This window comes from Streptosporangium heterodermiicola (assembly GCF_051390675.1).
Classification (GTDB): Bacteria; Actinomycetota; Actinomycetes; order Streptosporangiales; family Streptosporangiaceae; genus Streptosporangium.
The window spans coordinates 884975-898577 of record NZ_JBPJSR010000001.1 but is presented as its reverse complement, the minus strand read 5'-3'; the positions used below and the strand labels follow the sequence as shown (position 1 = coordinate 898577).

Genomic DNA, 13603 nt, shown 5'->3' with positions numbered 1-13603 from the left:
GGTCTCAGTCCTTCCAGACCCTGGCCACGCTCTCCTCGACGGCGGGAGCCTGGGCGAGACCGGCCTGGAAGGCGGGGCGCCACAGGGCCGGGTCGAGGACGTTGGCGCCGAACACGGCGACCGACGCCTCGTCGGGGACGACGTGGGCGATCGCGGCGCCACCCAGTTCGGCGAGCTCTGCCTCGACGCGCGCCTTCGGCGAGGTGTGCGCCAGCGGTTCCAGGAGGACCACGGCGGAACTGCCCGCCGCCAGGTCGGCGTTCGTCGGCGAGCGGACCCCGCCGTCGATGTAGCGGCGCCCGTTGATCTCCACCGGCGGGAACACGCACGGGACCGCGCAGCTGGAGGCGACCGCCGACACCAGCGGTACCCCCGAGCCGCGCTCCCAGACCACGAACTCGCCGGTCGCCGCGTCGACGGCGGTGATCAGCAGGCGGCGCTCCGGCCACTCCTTGACGGGCAGCCGGTTACCGATCGTCTCGATCCTGGCGCCGGTGTCCTTCACCGCGAGGGCCAGCTCGCCGACCCGGCGCCTGGCCTCCTGGGGGTCCAGGGACGGGTCGTAGAGGATGCTGAAGGCGGCCATGACCGCCTCCATGTCGACGGCGGAGACGGTCGCGACCTCCGTGTTCGCCTGGACGCCGACCGAGTTCTCCAGGTCGGCCTCGGTGGTGACGAGCGTCCCGACCACCGATCCGGCGGAGGTGCCGATGACCAGGTCCGCCTCTCCCAGATCAATGCCCGCCCGGCGCAGGCCGGTGATGATCCCGGCCTCCCAGGCGATGCCCGCCACGCCTCCGCCACCCAGTACCAATGCTCTCGTCATGCGCCATTCTTACCCGATGGGTCTTCCCCGCAGGGGAAGCGCCCCCGAGGTACCCTCCCCTGCGGGGGACGCGGGGATCAGACGTCGCGGCCCTTCATGCCCTCCTGGGCGGGGTCGACGCCCCAGGAGATGATCCGCCGGGGGTAGATGCGGATGATCTCCCGGCTGAAGTACGGGGAGGGCGGCTCGTGGTCCTCGACGGCCTCGGCCTCGCCGCGGATCTCCACGCCCCTGACCCGCCAGGGATCGGTGGAGGCGACGTCGTCCACCACGAAGGCCACCTGCGGGTTCGTCCGGACGTTCTGGAACTTCCTGGTGGTGCCCATCGCGCGGCCGTAGATGTCGACGACGCCGGTCTCGATGTCGACGCGGAACCCGGTCGGGCTGTTCTGCAGGGAGCCGCCGGGGCCCGTCGTGGCCAGGCGGCCCAGGCGCTGCTCTTCGAGATAGGCGAGTTCCGCCTCCGTGAATGTCATGCTCCCCCTCTTTCCGCCTTCGTGGATCTCATGCCCTCACTCTGCAACCTCAATATTGATTGAGGTCAAGTTACACTGGCGCATGCCCAACAATCCGGAGATGACCGTCGGCCAGCTCTCCTCGCGCAGCGGGGTCGCTGTCTCCGCCCTCCACTTCTACGAGGCCAAGGGCCTGATCCGCAGCCGCCGCACCGCGGGCAACCAGCGTCGTTTCCCTCGCGACACGCTCCGCAGGATCGCCTTCATCCGGGTCTCCCAGCGGGTCGGGATCCCGCTCAAGACGATCCAGGAGGCGCTGTCCGCCCTCCCCGACGAGCGCACCCCCACCAGGGACGACTGGGCGAGACTCTCGACGATGTGGCAGTACGAGCTCGACGACCGCATCAAGCAGCTCGAACGGCTCCGGCACGGCCTGACCGACTGCATCGCCTGCGGCTGCCTCTCGCTGGACCGTTGCGCGCTCGCCAACCCCGACGACGTGGCCGCCGCGAGGGGACCCGGCTCGCGGCTGATGCTCCCTCCCCGGCGGGACTGCGCTCCCTGCGAGGCGCGGTAGGCCGGGGTACGAGCGCCTCCCGGGGGCGTCCACGGCGTCACCCGGGGGTTTCGCCGCGATTTACGGCAGGTTTGTTAGTTGTCTATTCAAACTATTGACGACCCGGGGTCCGGCATGTGACCCTCTGGGCGTTCATGCACGCGCATCATGTGGGCGGTCGAAGGTCAGGGTCCCGTCGCCTGATCGTGCATGGCGGTTTGTCCGTTGCATTGCGAAGGGAAGCCGTACATGCGAAGAAGGCTGTTCAGCATGCTCGCCGCCGTGGCGGTGGCGTGCGCGTCGGCAGGCGCGGCCGTCGGGGGCGCGAGCGCCCAGGCGTCCGGTGCCGGGACCGAGGTGACCGGGGTGACCGGGACCAAAGTGACCGGGACCAAAGTGACCGGGACCAAAGTGACCGGGACCGGTTCGGTGGCCGCCGCCGAGTCGTACGAGTGGAAGAACGTCAGGATCGACGGCGGCGGGTTCGTGCCGGGGATCGTCTTCAACCAGAAGGAACAGAACCTGATCTACGCCCGCACCGACATCGGCGGCGCGTATCGCTGGGAGCAGTCGAGCAAGAGCTGGACCCCGCTGCTCGACTGGGTGGGCTGGGACAAGTGGGGATACAACGGCGTGGTCAGCCTGGCCACCGACCCGGTGGAGACCAACCGGGTCTACGTCGCCGCCGGGATGTACACCAACAGCTGGGACCCCAACAACGGGGCCATCCTGCGTTCCGCCGACAAGGGCGCCACCTGGCAGGCCACGCCGCTGCCGTTCAAGCTCGGCGGCAACATGCCCGGCCGGGGGATGGGCGAGCGGCTCGCCGTCGACCCCAACAGGAACAGCGTCGTCTACCTCGGCGCGCCCGACGGCAACGGCCTGTGGCGCAGCACCGACAAGGGCGTGACCTGGGCCAAGGTCGCGAGCTTCCCCAACCCGGGCAACCACGCCGACGACCCCGCCGACCCCAACGGCTACCTCAGCCACCGCCCCGGCGTGGTCTGGGTGACCTTCGACCCGACCTCCGCGACCGCGGGGAACACGACGCAGAAGATCTACGTGGGCGTCGCGGACAAGCAGAACACCGTCTACAGCTCCGCCGACGGCGGGACCACCTGGACGCGCGTGGCCGGGCAGCCCACCGGCTACATCGCGCACAAGGGCGTGCTCGACCACGTCGACCACACGCTCTACATCGCCACCAGCGACACCTCGGGCCCCTACGACGGCGCCAAGGGCGACGTGTGGAAGCTCAACACGACCACCGGAGCCTGGACCCAGATCAGCCCGGTCCCCTCCAGCTCGTCCGACGCGTACTACGGCTACAGCGGCCTCACGATCGACCGGCAGAACCCCGGCACGATCATGGTCGCCACCCAGATCTCCTGGTGGCCGGACGTCATCTTCTTCAGGTCCACCGACTCCGGCGCGACCTGGACCCGCATCTGGGACTTCACCTCCTACCCGAACCGCAGCTTCCGCTACACGATGGACGTCTCCTCCTCGCCGTGGCTGACCTTCGGGGCCAGCCCGCAACCGCCGGAGACGACGCCCAAGCTCGGCTGGATGACGGAATCGCTGGAGATCGACCCGTTCAACGGCAACCGGATGATGTACGGCACCGGCGCCACCCTCTACGGCACCGAGGATCTCAAGAAGTGGGACACCGGCGGCCAGCTCACCATCAAGCCCATGGTCAAGGGGCTTGAGGAGACCGCCGTCCTCGACCTGATCAGCCCGCCGTCCGGCGCCCCGCTGGTCAGCGGCCTGGGCGACATCGGCGGCTTCCGGCACACCAGCCTCGACGCCGTGCCGCCCATGATGTTCACCTCACCGAACTTCACCTCGACGACCAGCCTCGACTACGCCGAGACCAACCCGTCCGTCATGGTCCGCGCGGGCAACTTCACCGACGCCGACCGGCCGAACGACAGCCACGCCGCGTTCTCCACCGACGGCGGCGCCAACTGGTTCCAGGGTAGTGAGCCCGGCGGGATCAACGAGGGCGGCACGATCGCCGCGGCGGCCGACGGCTCCCGGTTCGTCTGGGCGCCCAAGGGTGTCGGCGTGCACTACTCGGTCGGCTACGGCACTTCCTGGACCGCCTCCACCGGACTCCCCACGGGAGCCGTGGTCGAGTCCGACCGGGTGAACTCCAGCAGGTTCTACGGCTTCGGCGCCGGAAGGTTCTACGCCAGCACCAACGGCGGCGCCTCCTTCACGGCCACCGCCGCGACCGGGCTGCCCGCCGAGGGGAACGTCAAGTTCAAGGCCGTACCCGGCCGCGAGGGCGACATCTGGCTCGCCGGGCCCCCCAGTGACACCGGCGCCGCCTCGGGCCTGTGGCACTCCACCAACGGCGGCGCGTCGTTCACCAAGCTGTCCGGCGTCACGAGCGCCGTCAACATCGGCTTCGGCAGGTCCGCCTCCGCCGGGGGCTACCAGGCGCTGTACACCGTCGCCACGATCGGCGGCGTGACCGGCGTCTTCCGCTCCGACGACACCGGCGCGAGCTGGGTCAGGATCAACGACGACAGGCACCGGTACGGCAACGCGGGCGAGGCCGTCACCGGCGACCCGCGCGTCTACGGCCGCGTCTACCTCGGCACCAACGGCCGCGGCATCCTGTACGCCGACAACGGCGGGACCGTCCCGCCCCCCGACACAGTGCCGCCGACCAGGCCGGGCACCCCGGTCGCCTCGGCGATCACCTCGTCGGGGGCGACGCTGGCATGGACGGCCTCGACGGACGCCGTGGGGGTGAGCGGTTACGACGTCTACCGCGAGGCGGGGACGACGGACGTCAAGGTGGGCTCGCCCACCTCGGCGTCGTTCGCGCTGACCGGGCTGACCCCTGACACCTCGTACACCTTCTACGTGATCGCCCGCGACGGCGCAGGGAACAGTTCCACCGCCTCCAGCCCGGTGACCTTCAGGACCCTCACCGGGCCCGTCGGCGGCGGTTGCGCCGCGGCCTACCGGGTGTCCAACTCCTGGCCGGGCGGCTTCCAGGGCGAGGTGACGGTGCGCAACGCCGGAACCTCGGCGATCACCGGCTGGACGGTCAGGTGGTCGTTCCCGAACGGCCAGACGATCACCCAGCTCTGGAGCGGCACCCACACCCAGACCGGTGCCGACGTCGTCGTGCGGAACACGAACTGGAACGGCGCCCTGGCAGCCGGGGCCTCCACGACGTTCGGCTTCGGCGCCTCCTGGACCGGCACCAACGGCGTTCCGTCCACCGTCACCTGCGCCACTTCCTGACAGTCCTCCGGCGCGCCGGTGCGGTAGGGCATCAAGGCCCGGGGGTCCGGACGGCCTCCGCACCGGCGGCCGGGGGTGTCCCGCGAGAACCACGGGGCACCCCCGGCCCGCACGGCCCCGCCACGCCCCGAACGGGCGTGGCGGGGCCGTCCCGATGATCTGGTGGTTCTCCACCTGAGGGACCCCCTGCCCTCCCCCTTGAGGATGATCTGAGTACGTCGGCGGGGCCGGTCCGCCCAGCAGAGCCTATTGTGGAAGAAACGACTGTCCTGGGGAGAACATGACGATCTCAGATGGGGTGCGCGAGCCTCACGGCTCAGCCGGGCGGCTGTCTGAGACCGGCACCTCCGGTGTGCGGGACGAGGACGGCATCGGCGACATCGGCGACGCGCGGCGCGAGACCGGCGCACGCGGTGAGACCGGCGTACGGGCCGAGACGGCCGGTCGGGGTGACAGCCTGGGCGACACGAGCGGCCGGGCCGAGACGGGCGGTCCAGGTGACGGCCGGGTCGAGACGGGCGACGCCGACGCGCTGAAAGACGCGGCGGCCGGGCGGTCCGGCATCCACGGCTGGCTCGACGGAGTGCGGTCCACCCGCGCGGGCCACCTCACCCTGAAGATCGTCATCGGTGCCATCGGTGCCGTGCTGGTCATCGGCGGCCTGATCATGGTGCCCTTCCCCGGTCCCGGCTGGCTGGTCGTCTTCGCGGGACTGGCGGTGCTGGCCACCGAGTTCCACTGGGCCCACCGGCTGCTGGAGTTCGGTAAGCGGACCCTGTCGGCCTGGACGGCCTGGCTGGGCCGCCGGGGCTGGACCGTCAAGATCCTGGTCGTCCTCGCCGCCGCGGTGACCGCCACCGCCATCGTCTACTACGGCCTCAAGCTCAGCTTCGACCTCGACCTGGTCGTCGAGGCCCAGAAGCTCCTCACCCGATAGCCCGGTAGCCCGATCCCTCCGGCCCGAGTGGCAAGGCCGGGCCGTGCCCGTGCGAGCCGGTCGCTCTGCTCCCAGCGGTAAGGCCGAACGGCGCCTGCGTGAGCTGATCGAGCCAGTGGTCGTCCGGGCCCGGCTCCGGTGGTTTCGCCTCGCACCCCTTCCGGAGTGATTGCCCCCTTGCGGCGGCAATGGTGCCGTGTGTCCGGGAAAAGGACCGGTGCTCCCCTGAGTTTTACCCAGGTCCGCCCACCTCGTTATCTTTCCCGGATCTGACTCTCCGTAGTGTCTCCACGTCCGATCCGCAGGGACGGATCGGCAGAGACGAATAAGGAGAGTGACGTTCTATGCGCGCCCTGTCCTCGATGTTGGTCCTGGCGGCCGCCGGAGCCGTCGCCCTGACCGGCACCCCCGCCCACGCCGACGACGTCAACCTGGCCGCGAGGGTTCAGCCCGGCGAGGAGGTGTTCCTCACGCCCGAGCTCGTCCCCGCGGCCCAGTACAACGGAAACGTGCTGGTCAAGCTCGACACCAACAGCGTGCCCGTCAAGGTCAAGATCGCTAACTGCCGTGGCAGGTACATCGGGACGGTGCCGATCGCCGCCAACGACCACGCCGCGTACGTCGCCGCCAGCGCCTCCCCGCCCGCCCCGTGCATCCGCTACCGGGTGAAGAACATGGGCAACCAGACCGCCGCCATCACGGGCACCGGTTACTACTAAACCGGCCCGCCGGGGTGTGCGGGACGGGAACGGCTACCGAGGGCGTTCCCGTCCCGCGCACCCCGGTTTCTCTGTTTCCGGCCACATGTCTCCGCTGGCCCGATGGCCATGTCTCCGGCCGGCGGTCCTTCGGTGTCAGGGGCGTTTCCGGCCCTCGATCAGGCCGGCGACGCCGTCCAGGATGCGTTCCAGGCCGAAGGTGAGGGCGTGGACGGGGTCGGCGACCGACTGGTGGGCCTCCCCGGCCGCCTGGCCGACGCGGGAGGCGAGGGGGAACCGGGCGGAGTCCATGATCTTGTCGAGGAGCGGGGCGTTGGACAGCCACCACTCGGCGTCGGTCATCCCGCTCTCCTCCTGGATCCTGGCCTGGTTGGCCTTGGCCCTGGCGGTGCTCTCCACGTGGCTGAGCACCAGGGCCAGGGCGGAGTCCATCTCGACGTCCGACAGGCCGGTGCCCTCCAGCGGGCGCAGCTCGGCCTCGTACTTGAGTGACGCGTTCGGTCCCAGCGTGGAGCGGACGTCGACGATCTGCAGCATCCACGGGTTGCGCCGGTAGAGGTCCCAGTTGCGGGCCGCGACGAACTCCAGTCCGCCCCGCCACCCGCCGGGCTGCCGGGACGGGGCGTCCACGTCGTCGTAGAGTTCCCCGTACGCGGTGTCGATCATGAGATCCACCAGCTCGCCCTTGCCGGGGACGTGGGTGTAGAGGGACATGGTCCCGACCTCCAGCCGCTCGGCGACGTGCCGCATGGAGACCGCGTCGAGCCCCTCCTCGTTGGCCAGTTCGATGGCCGCCAGGACGATCGAGCGCACCGTCAGCCCGGAACGACCCGGCTTGCTGTGTGATCCCCACAGGAGCGCCAGGCTGCGTGCCGGGTCGGCGTCGGAAGCTTTCTTCGCACTCATGGGAACAGCCTCCAGATTCTCGGCGTTGGGACCACCGTAGCCGAGCCGTACGGTGTACGGTACGGTCTACGTTTGCAGGCGCGTCCATGTAGGGCGAATCGTCCGTCATGGGCGCCGGACGGGAAGACGGGTGTGAAGGGTGAAACGGGTGAACCGGGTGAACGCGAAGGCGGCCGGGCGGGACGAGACGGCGATCGCCGCGCACGGCCTGCGCAAGAACTACGCGGGTGCCGCCGAGGGCACAGGACTCAACGGGTTCGACCTGCGGGTCGCGGCCGGAACGGTCTGCGGCCTGCTCGGGCCCAACGGCGCGGGAAAGACGACCGCGATCCGAATCCTGTCCACGCTCCTGCGCCCCGACTCGGGCCGGGCGAGCGTCGCCGGGTTCGACGTCCGGACACAGGCGCGGCAGGTACGCGAGCGGATCGGGCTGGTCGGCCAGTACGCCGCGGTCGACGAGATCCTCAGCGGGCGGCAGAACCTGGTCATGTTCGGCAGGCTGAACCACTTCTCCGCCGACAGGGCGCGGCGGCGGGCCGACGAGCTGCTGGAGCGCTTCTCGCTGGCCGGCACCGGGGGCAGGCCGGTCGGCAAGTACTCCGGCGGAATGCGCAGGCGGCTCGACCTGGCGGCGAGCCTCATCGTGGCGCCGCCGGTGCTCTTCGTGGACGAGCCCACCACCGGTCTCGACCCGGCCGCCCGCCAGGAGGTGTGGGCGGCCGTCCGAGACCTGGTCGGCTCCGGCACGACCGTGCTGCTCACCACCCAGTACCTGGAGGAGGCGGACCGGCTGGCCGACCGGATCACGATGCTGGGGGCGGGCCGGGTCGTCACCGAGGGCACCCCCGAGGAGCTGAAGTCCGCCATCGGCGGTGACTGGCTCGACCTCGTCCTCGCCGACCAGGCGGACGTGGCCGCGACGGAGGCCCTCGCGGCGCGGGTCGCGTCCGGCGAGGTCCACGTGGACGCCGAGGCGCGCCGGGTCAGCGTCCCGGTCGCCGAGCGCACCCGGGCGCTCGTCACGATGGCCACCGCCCTCGGTGACGCCGGGATCGAACCGCTCGACGTCACGCTGCGCCGCCCCACGCTCGACGAGGTGTTCCTGCACCTGACGGGCGGCGCGGAAGGAACCCGGCGGTCCCCGGCCCCCCTCACGGAGGCGTCCGCTTGAGCGTCACCCCCTCCCGCGCGAGCACGACCGTCTCGATGCGCGGTGCGGAGGCATCCCTGTGAGTACGAGGACCCCGATGCCTGCCACGGGAGGCATTCCCGTGAGTACGACGACCCCGATCCCCGATACGGAGGCATCCCCATGAGCACGACGACCCCGGCTCCGACGCTCGCCGGAACCTCGATGTCCCGGTTCGGCTGGGCGCTGGCCGACTCCTGGACCATCACCCTGCGCGACCTGAACCACTGGGTCCGGCAGCCGGGCCCGGTCATCCTCGGCTGGTTCTTCCCGATCATGATGGTGCTGATGTTCGGCGGGCTGTTCGGCGGCGCCATCGGCGTCCCCGGCGGGGGAGGCTACTTCGACTTCCTGATCCCCGGCATGTTCGCCATGACGATGCTCTTCGGCCTGGAGAGCACGATGATGGCGGTCACCACCGACGCGGCCAAGGGGGTGACCGACCGGTTCCGGTCGATGCCGATGAGCGCCTCCGCGGTCGTGATGGGCCGGGGGATCGCCGACATGCTCAACTCGGTCGTCGGGCTGGCCGTCATGATCGTGACCGGGCTGCTGCTCGGCTGGCGCGCCGGGGGAGGGCCGTCCGCGGCGCTCACCGCCGTGGGCCTGCTCCTGCTGCTGCGCTTCGCCCTGCTCTGGGTGGGCATCTTCATCGGCCTCGTCGCGGGAGGGCCGGAGGTGGTGACGTCCGTGCAGATCCTGGTCTGGCCCGTCGGCTTCCTGTCCAGCGTGTTCGTCGATCCCGGCACCATGCCCGGCTGGCTCGGGGCGATCGCGGAGTGGAACCCGCTCTCGGCCACCGCCACGGCCGCGAGGCAGCTCTTCGACAATCCCGGCTGGGGAGGCGAGTCCTGGGTCGCGCAGAACGCCGTGCTCATGGCGGTGGTCTGGCCGCTGCTGCTGATCGCCGTCTTCCTGCCCCTGTCGACGCGTACGTTCCGCGGGCTCGGCGGCTGACAGGCGCGCCCGCCGGTCTCCGCGGGGGTGTGTTCCCGCCGGATCACGGGGTTCACATGTTCGCCGCCGCCAGAAGATGCTCCGTGTTTTACATCGTGGTGACGGGATCCGACGCGGACTGTAACTGGCGGTAGTGAGCCTGGACGCATGAGTGAGACGGAACGGGAACGATCCGCCTCGGGGTGGACGCTCAACAGGGAACTGCTCAACGTCGGCGCGATCATCGTCGCCGCAGGTATAGCCCATCTCGTCATGGGCCTCATAGGACACGAGAAGTACGGGCCGTTCATGCTCCTGCTGCTCGGCGGGGTGCTCGTCGTGACAGCGCTCGGTCACCGGTTCTACGAGCACCGGCGGCACCGTGGCCCCATGGTCATGGAATGCGTGAGGTGCGGAAGCGCGCCGGGAGGAGGCTCCTGACGCGTCGCGAGACGACCCCGGGAACGCAGAGGGAGATGAAGGCCTCCGCCTGGAGCGCCGACACGCCGATCCGCGGAAGGTCCCGCGCCGCGGGATAGACCAGGAAACGGGGTTTCCACAGCGGCTGGAACTTCGCGTTGAACCTGTACAGCGACTCGATCTGGAACCACCTGGACAGGAAGACCAGGACGCCGTACCAGACACGGAGGATCGGGCCGGCGCCCAGCCGCTCGCCCCTGGCGAGCGCGGCGCGGAACATGGCGAAGTTGAGCGAGACCGCGCTCACACCGAGGGCCGGGGCCGCCTGCAGGGCCTTGACGATCAGCAGGTCGTTGAGGCCCGGGTCGGCCTCGTGGTCGCGGCGCATCAGGTCGAGGGAGATGCCGTCCGTCCCCCAGGGGACGAAGTGCAGGACGGCGCGGATGTCCCCGCCCGTCCCGCTCCCGCCGCCCGCCGGGCCCTCGGCGTCCATCGCGTCCTCGGCGCTCTCGGTCTTCGAGGAACCCTCGATCTTTGAGAAACCTCTGGGCTTCGCGGAATCCCCGGCCTTCGAGGTGCCTCCGGCCTCCGAGGAGCTCTCGGTCTTCGGGGCGCTCCCGGCGTGGCTGTGCGCCGTGACGACGACGCATCCGGCGTCGGCGGGGTCGCCGAACCGGCCGAGCGCCATGGAGAAGCCCCGCTCGGTGTCCGTGCCGCGCCAGGAGTCGGCGGCGTGCCGGATCCGGTCCTTCTCCGCCTCGGTGAGGTCCCCGACCCGCCGTACGAGACAGGTGTAGCCCGCGCGTTCCACCCGGTTCACCATCTGCCGGACGTTGCGCATCGTCCTGCCTTCGAGGGTGAAGGCGGCGACGTCGATGACGGCCTCGTCGCCGATCTCCAGGGCGGACAGGCGGCCCTCCCTGGTCCACACCTCGCCGCCCGTCTCGCTGCAGCCGATCACGGCGGGTACCCAGGCGTGCCGCTCCGCCTCCTCCATGAAGCGTTTGATCGCGCCCGGCCACGCCTCGACGTCCCCGATGGGGTCGCCGCTGGCGAGCATGACCCCCGAGACCACGCGGTAGGCGATCACCGCCTTGCCCGTCGGGGAGAACACGACGCTCTTGTCGCGGCGCAGCGCGAAGTAGCCGAGCGAGTCGCGGGCACCGTGCCGGGCGAGGAGCTCGCGGACCGTCTTCTCCTGCTCGGGGTCCAGCTCGGCGACGGGCCTCTCCGGCCGCAGGACGAGGTAGAGGGTCGTCACCGCGGTGAGCGCGCCGAGACCGAGGAGGGAGTAGTAGACCAGGTCGGCCGTCCGCTCCGAGGAGTACCCGACAGGGCCCTCCACCCCGACGAGGCCGAGCAGCACGTGCTGGAGCCGCTCTCCGGCATCGGGGTCGCCGACGATGTACCGGGAGTGGGCGTTCACCACGACCCAGCCGATGACGATGTCCAGGGCGCCCAGGCCGAGAAGGTTCCACAGCGCCCGCCAGCGGGTCCGGGGATCGGAGAGGGCGTTGAACTCGCGCCGGTCGATCACGAGCAGGACGACGACCAGCACGCTGACGACGGCGGTGAAGGGGCGGTGCGCGTGCAAAAGTTCCATGACGACGCTCAGCGGCAGGAGCACCATCACCGCCCGCCAGGCCCGTTTCTTCCTGCGCCGGAGGCCGTGGGCGAGCATGACGGTCAGGACGCCCAGGACGAGCGAGACCGCCTGGGCGAGCGAGGTGAACGTTCCCGGCAGGAACCCGGTAATTTCGCCGACCCGGCTCCTCCTGAACGCGGGCAGCACGGCCCTGATGATGTCCAGGACGCCGATCGCCATCGCCGCGTAACCGGTCGCGGTGGACACCCAGGAACGGGGTGCCCATGACCGATTCCTCATGGGAGGACATTAATCGGTGATAGAGGCCCTAACATGACCACACGGCTCGCCGGGGCCGAATCCGCCCCACCCGGCTCCGGTGACTTTGCATTGCGCGTCGTGAAGCGCGTCACGAACCCTCCGCGAGAACGGCCGGGGACGGGTTGGAGCCGGCCGCCGTAAAATCACCGTTCGTTTTCGGTCTGCCCGCCGCGCCGCCCACAGCCGCGCCACCCGCCTTCGGGCCGCCGCGCCGTCCCCGGGCCGCCAGCCGCACTCGACGTCCCTGACTCATGGCGACCCATGACGGCCTGCGAGGCTTTGGAAGTCCGGGCCCCGTGTCTCCGGAAGGGAGGTCCGGCCCTCGTGTCCCGGCGGCACCGGGCTTTCGTCCCGCTCGCCTTCCGGTGTCCCCTCACCCCGACCGGCCTCTCTCACACCTCTTCTAACCGATTCGTTCTAGATCAGGATCTTGGGGGCTTTCCGGCTTAGTATTCCGCCGTGTCCGTGACTCCTGGGATTTACCGGTTGTTCGGTTGCCTCGCCGTCCTGGCCTCGGTGATCGTGCCGATTCCGGCGGCCGCGCACGCCGCCGAGCCGGCGGCCGTCGCGTCCGCCGCCGCGCCCGTCGACATCGTGCTGCCCGGCACCCGGGTCACCGTCCGGGAGGATTCCGCGGACGCGCTCAGGGTGACCTCCTACTCCTCCGGCAAGATGACCTACCTGCGCAGGGGGGCCGGGTTCACCCGGCAGGCCGCCTACCAGGAGATCACGGTCGCGCCGAAGGGGAAGCAGGCCCTCGCGGTGCCCACCTCCTACCAGAGCGGCTACGACTCGGTCGTCCTGCTCGACCTGGCGACCTCCAAGGGCACCAGGATCCGTACGGTGAAGAAACCGCTCGTCGCGCATTACGCCCACTGGAGCCGCAACGGCGGCAAGGCGGTGCTGACCGTCGAGAGGAAGAGCGGATCCGCGTGGGTGACCTCCGGGTTCGTGGTCGTCGACGCGGTCACGAAGACCGCGAAGACGGTGACCGTGGCCAACGTCGACAAGGCCGCGAGGTTCCGCTGGAGCTCCGACGGCTCCGACATCGTGGCCGAACACGCGGGCGGCACCCGCTTCTACGGGCAGGACGGCGCGATCCGCCGCACCCTGGCCAAGACCGGCAGGCCCGCCGGCGGGGAGGACGCCTTCACCCCCTCCGGGCGGGGCCTGATGACCTGGTGCCCGTCCAGTCACACCGAGCACGTCTGCGTCTGGGACCGCACCTCGGGCAAGCTCGCGACCAAGGTGCCCGGCATCAAGCCGAAGGCCTTGTGGGGCTGGTGGGACGAGAAGCACTTCATCGCCGTCATCCCCGCCTCCGGCCACTATCAGGTGGTCCTGTCGACCCTCAAGGGCAAGACCACCCGGGTGCTGGCCGCCTTCTCCGCCGCCGACTGGTCCAACAAGCTCTATCTCGGCTACACCCGGAAGTGACCCGCGCGTTCCACGGACCTCGCGGACCTCGCGGATCTCGTCAGGGACC

At 70.3% G+C, this 13603-nt stretch carries 12 protein-coding genes; 8 read left to right on the top strand and 4 right to left on the bottom strand.

Translation table 11 applies throughout. The annotated features are described in order from the left end of the window. Nucleotides 1-4: 4 nt before the first annotated feature. Together ACSC1Q_RS03685 and ACSC1Q_RS03680 are read right to left on the bottom strand one after the other, a co-directional pair. Nucleotides 5-826, bottom strand: coding sequence for a patatin-like phospholipase family protein (locus ACSC1Q_RS03685; RefSeq protein ID WP_436757186.1), 822 nt, complete (start codon nt 824-826; stop codon nt 5-7). 77 nt (nt 827-903) lie between these two features. Continuing rightward, nucleotides 904-1302, bottom strand: coding sequence for a PPOX class F420-dependent oxidoreductase (locus ACSC1Q_RS03680; protein WP_436757185.1), 399 nt, complete (start codon nt 1300-1302; stop codon nt 904-906). An 82-nt stretch (nt 1303-1384) separates the two neighbouring features. Here ACSC1Q_RS03680 and soxR point away from each other — a divergent pair, with 82 nt between their 5' ends. From soxR to ACSC1Q_RS03660, 4 genes are all read left to right on the top strand, one after another. Continuing rightward, complete coding sequence (gene soxR / locus ACSC1Q_RS03675; RefSeq protein WP_436757184.1) at nt 1385-1858, top strand: redox-sensitive transcriptional activator SoxR; 474 nt, start codon at nt 1385-1387, stop codon at nt 1856-1858. 228 nt (nt 1859-2086) lie between these two features. Then, the gene (locus ACSC1Q_RS03670) at nt 2087-5104 is read left to right on the top strand and encodes a cellulose binding domain-containing protein (RefSeq protein WP_436757183.1); all 3018 of its coding nucleotides are present in this window, start codon (nt 2087-2089) and stop codon (nt 5102-5104) included. Nucleotides 5105-5384: 280 nt separating this feature from the next. After that, nucleotides 5385-6041 (top strand): TIGR02611 family protein, encoded by a 657-nt coding sequence (locus ACSC1Q_RS03665; RefSeq protein ID WP_436757182.1) that lies wholly within the window; start codon nt 5385-5387, stop codon nt 6039-6041. A 344-nt stretch (nt 6042-6385) separates the two neighbouring features. Next, nucleotides 6386-6760, top strand: coding sequence for a hypothetical protein (locus ACSC1Q_RS03660; RefSeq protein ID WP_436757181.1), 375 nt, complete (start codon nt 6386-6388; stop codon nt 6758-6760). A gap of 135 nt (nt 6761-6895) precedes the next feature. Here the strand turns inward: ACSC1Q_RS03660 and ACSC1Q_RS03655 are convergent, their stop codons facing one another. Further along, nucleotides 6896-7666: a TetR/AcrR family transcriptional regulator gene (locus ACSC1Q_RS03655; protein ID WP_436757180.1), complete on the bottom strand. Its 771-nt coding sequence runs from the start codon at nt 7664-7666 to the stop codon at nt 6896-6898. A gap of 148 nt (nt 7667-7814) precedes the next feature. Between ACSC1Q_RS03655 and ACSC1Q_RS03650 the strand changes: the two genes are divergently transcribed. The 3 genes from ACSC1Q_RS03650 to ACSC1Q_RS03640 all read left to right on the top strand — a co-directional run bounded on the left by ACSC1Q_RS03650 (nt 7815) and on the right by ACSC1Q_RS03640 (nt 10232). Further along, nucleotides 7815-8837: an ATP-binding cassette domain-containing protein gene (locus tag ACSC1Q_RS03650; RefSeq protein ID WP_436757179.1), complete on the top strand. Its 1023-nt coding sequence runs from the start codon at nt 7815-7817 to the stop codon at nt 8835-8837. A 141-nt stretch (nt 8838-8978) separates the two neighbouring features. Continuing rightward, a complete protein-coding gene (locus ACSC1Q_RS03645) occupies nt 8979-9812 on the top strand; it encodes an ABC transporter permease (RefSeq protein WP_436757178.1) in 834 nt (277 codons plus the stop codon). A 147-nt stretch (nt 9813-9959) separates the two neighbouring features. Then, nucleotides 9960-10232 (top strand): hypothetical protein, encoded by a 273-nt coding sequence (locus tag ACSC1Q_RS03640; protein WP_436757177.1) that lies wholly within the window; start codon nt 9960-9962, stop codon nt 10230-10232. On the opposite strand, the gene ACSC1Q_RS03635 is transcribed toward ACSC1Q_RS03640, so the two are convergent. Further along, nucleotides 10186-12096, bottom strand: a complete 1911-nt coding sequence (locus ACSC1Q_RS03635; protein WP_436757176.1) for a phosphatidylglycerol lysyltransferase domain-containing protein — start codon at nt 12094-12096, stop codon at nt 10186-10188. The genes ACSC1Q_RS03640 and ACSC1Q_RS03635 overlap by 47 nt on opposite strands. Before the next feature lie 480 nt (nt 12097-12576). Here ACSC1Q_RS03635 and ACSC1Q_RS03630 point away from each other — a divergent pair, with 480 nt between their 5' ends. Continuing rightward, nucleotides 12577-13554 (top strand): hypothetical protein, encoded by a 978-nt coding sequence (locus ACSC1Q_RS03630; RefSeq protein ID WP_436757175.1) that lies wholly within the window; start codon nt 12577-12579, stop codon nt 13552-13554. Nucleotides 13555-13603 lie beyond the last annotated feature (49 nt).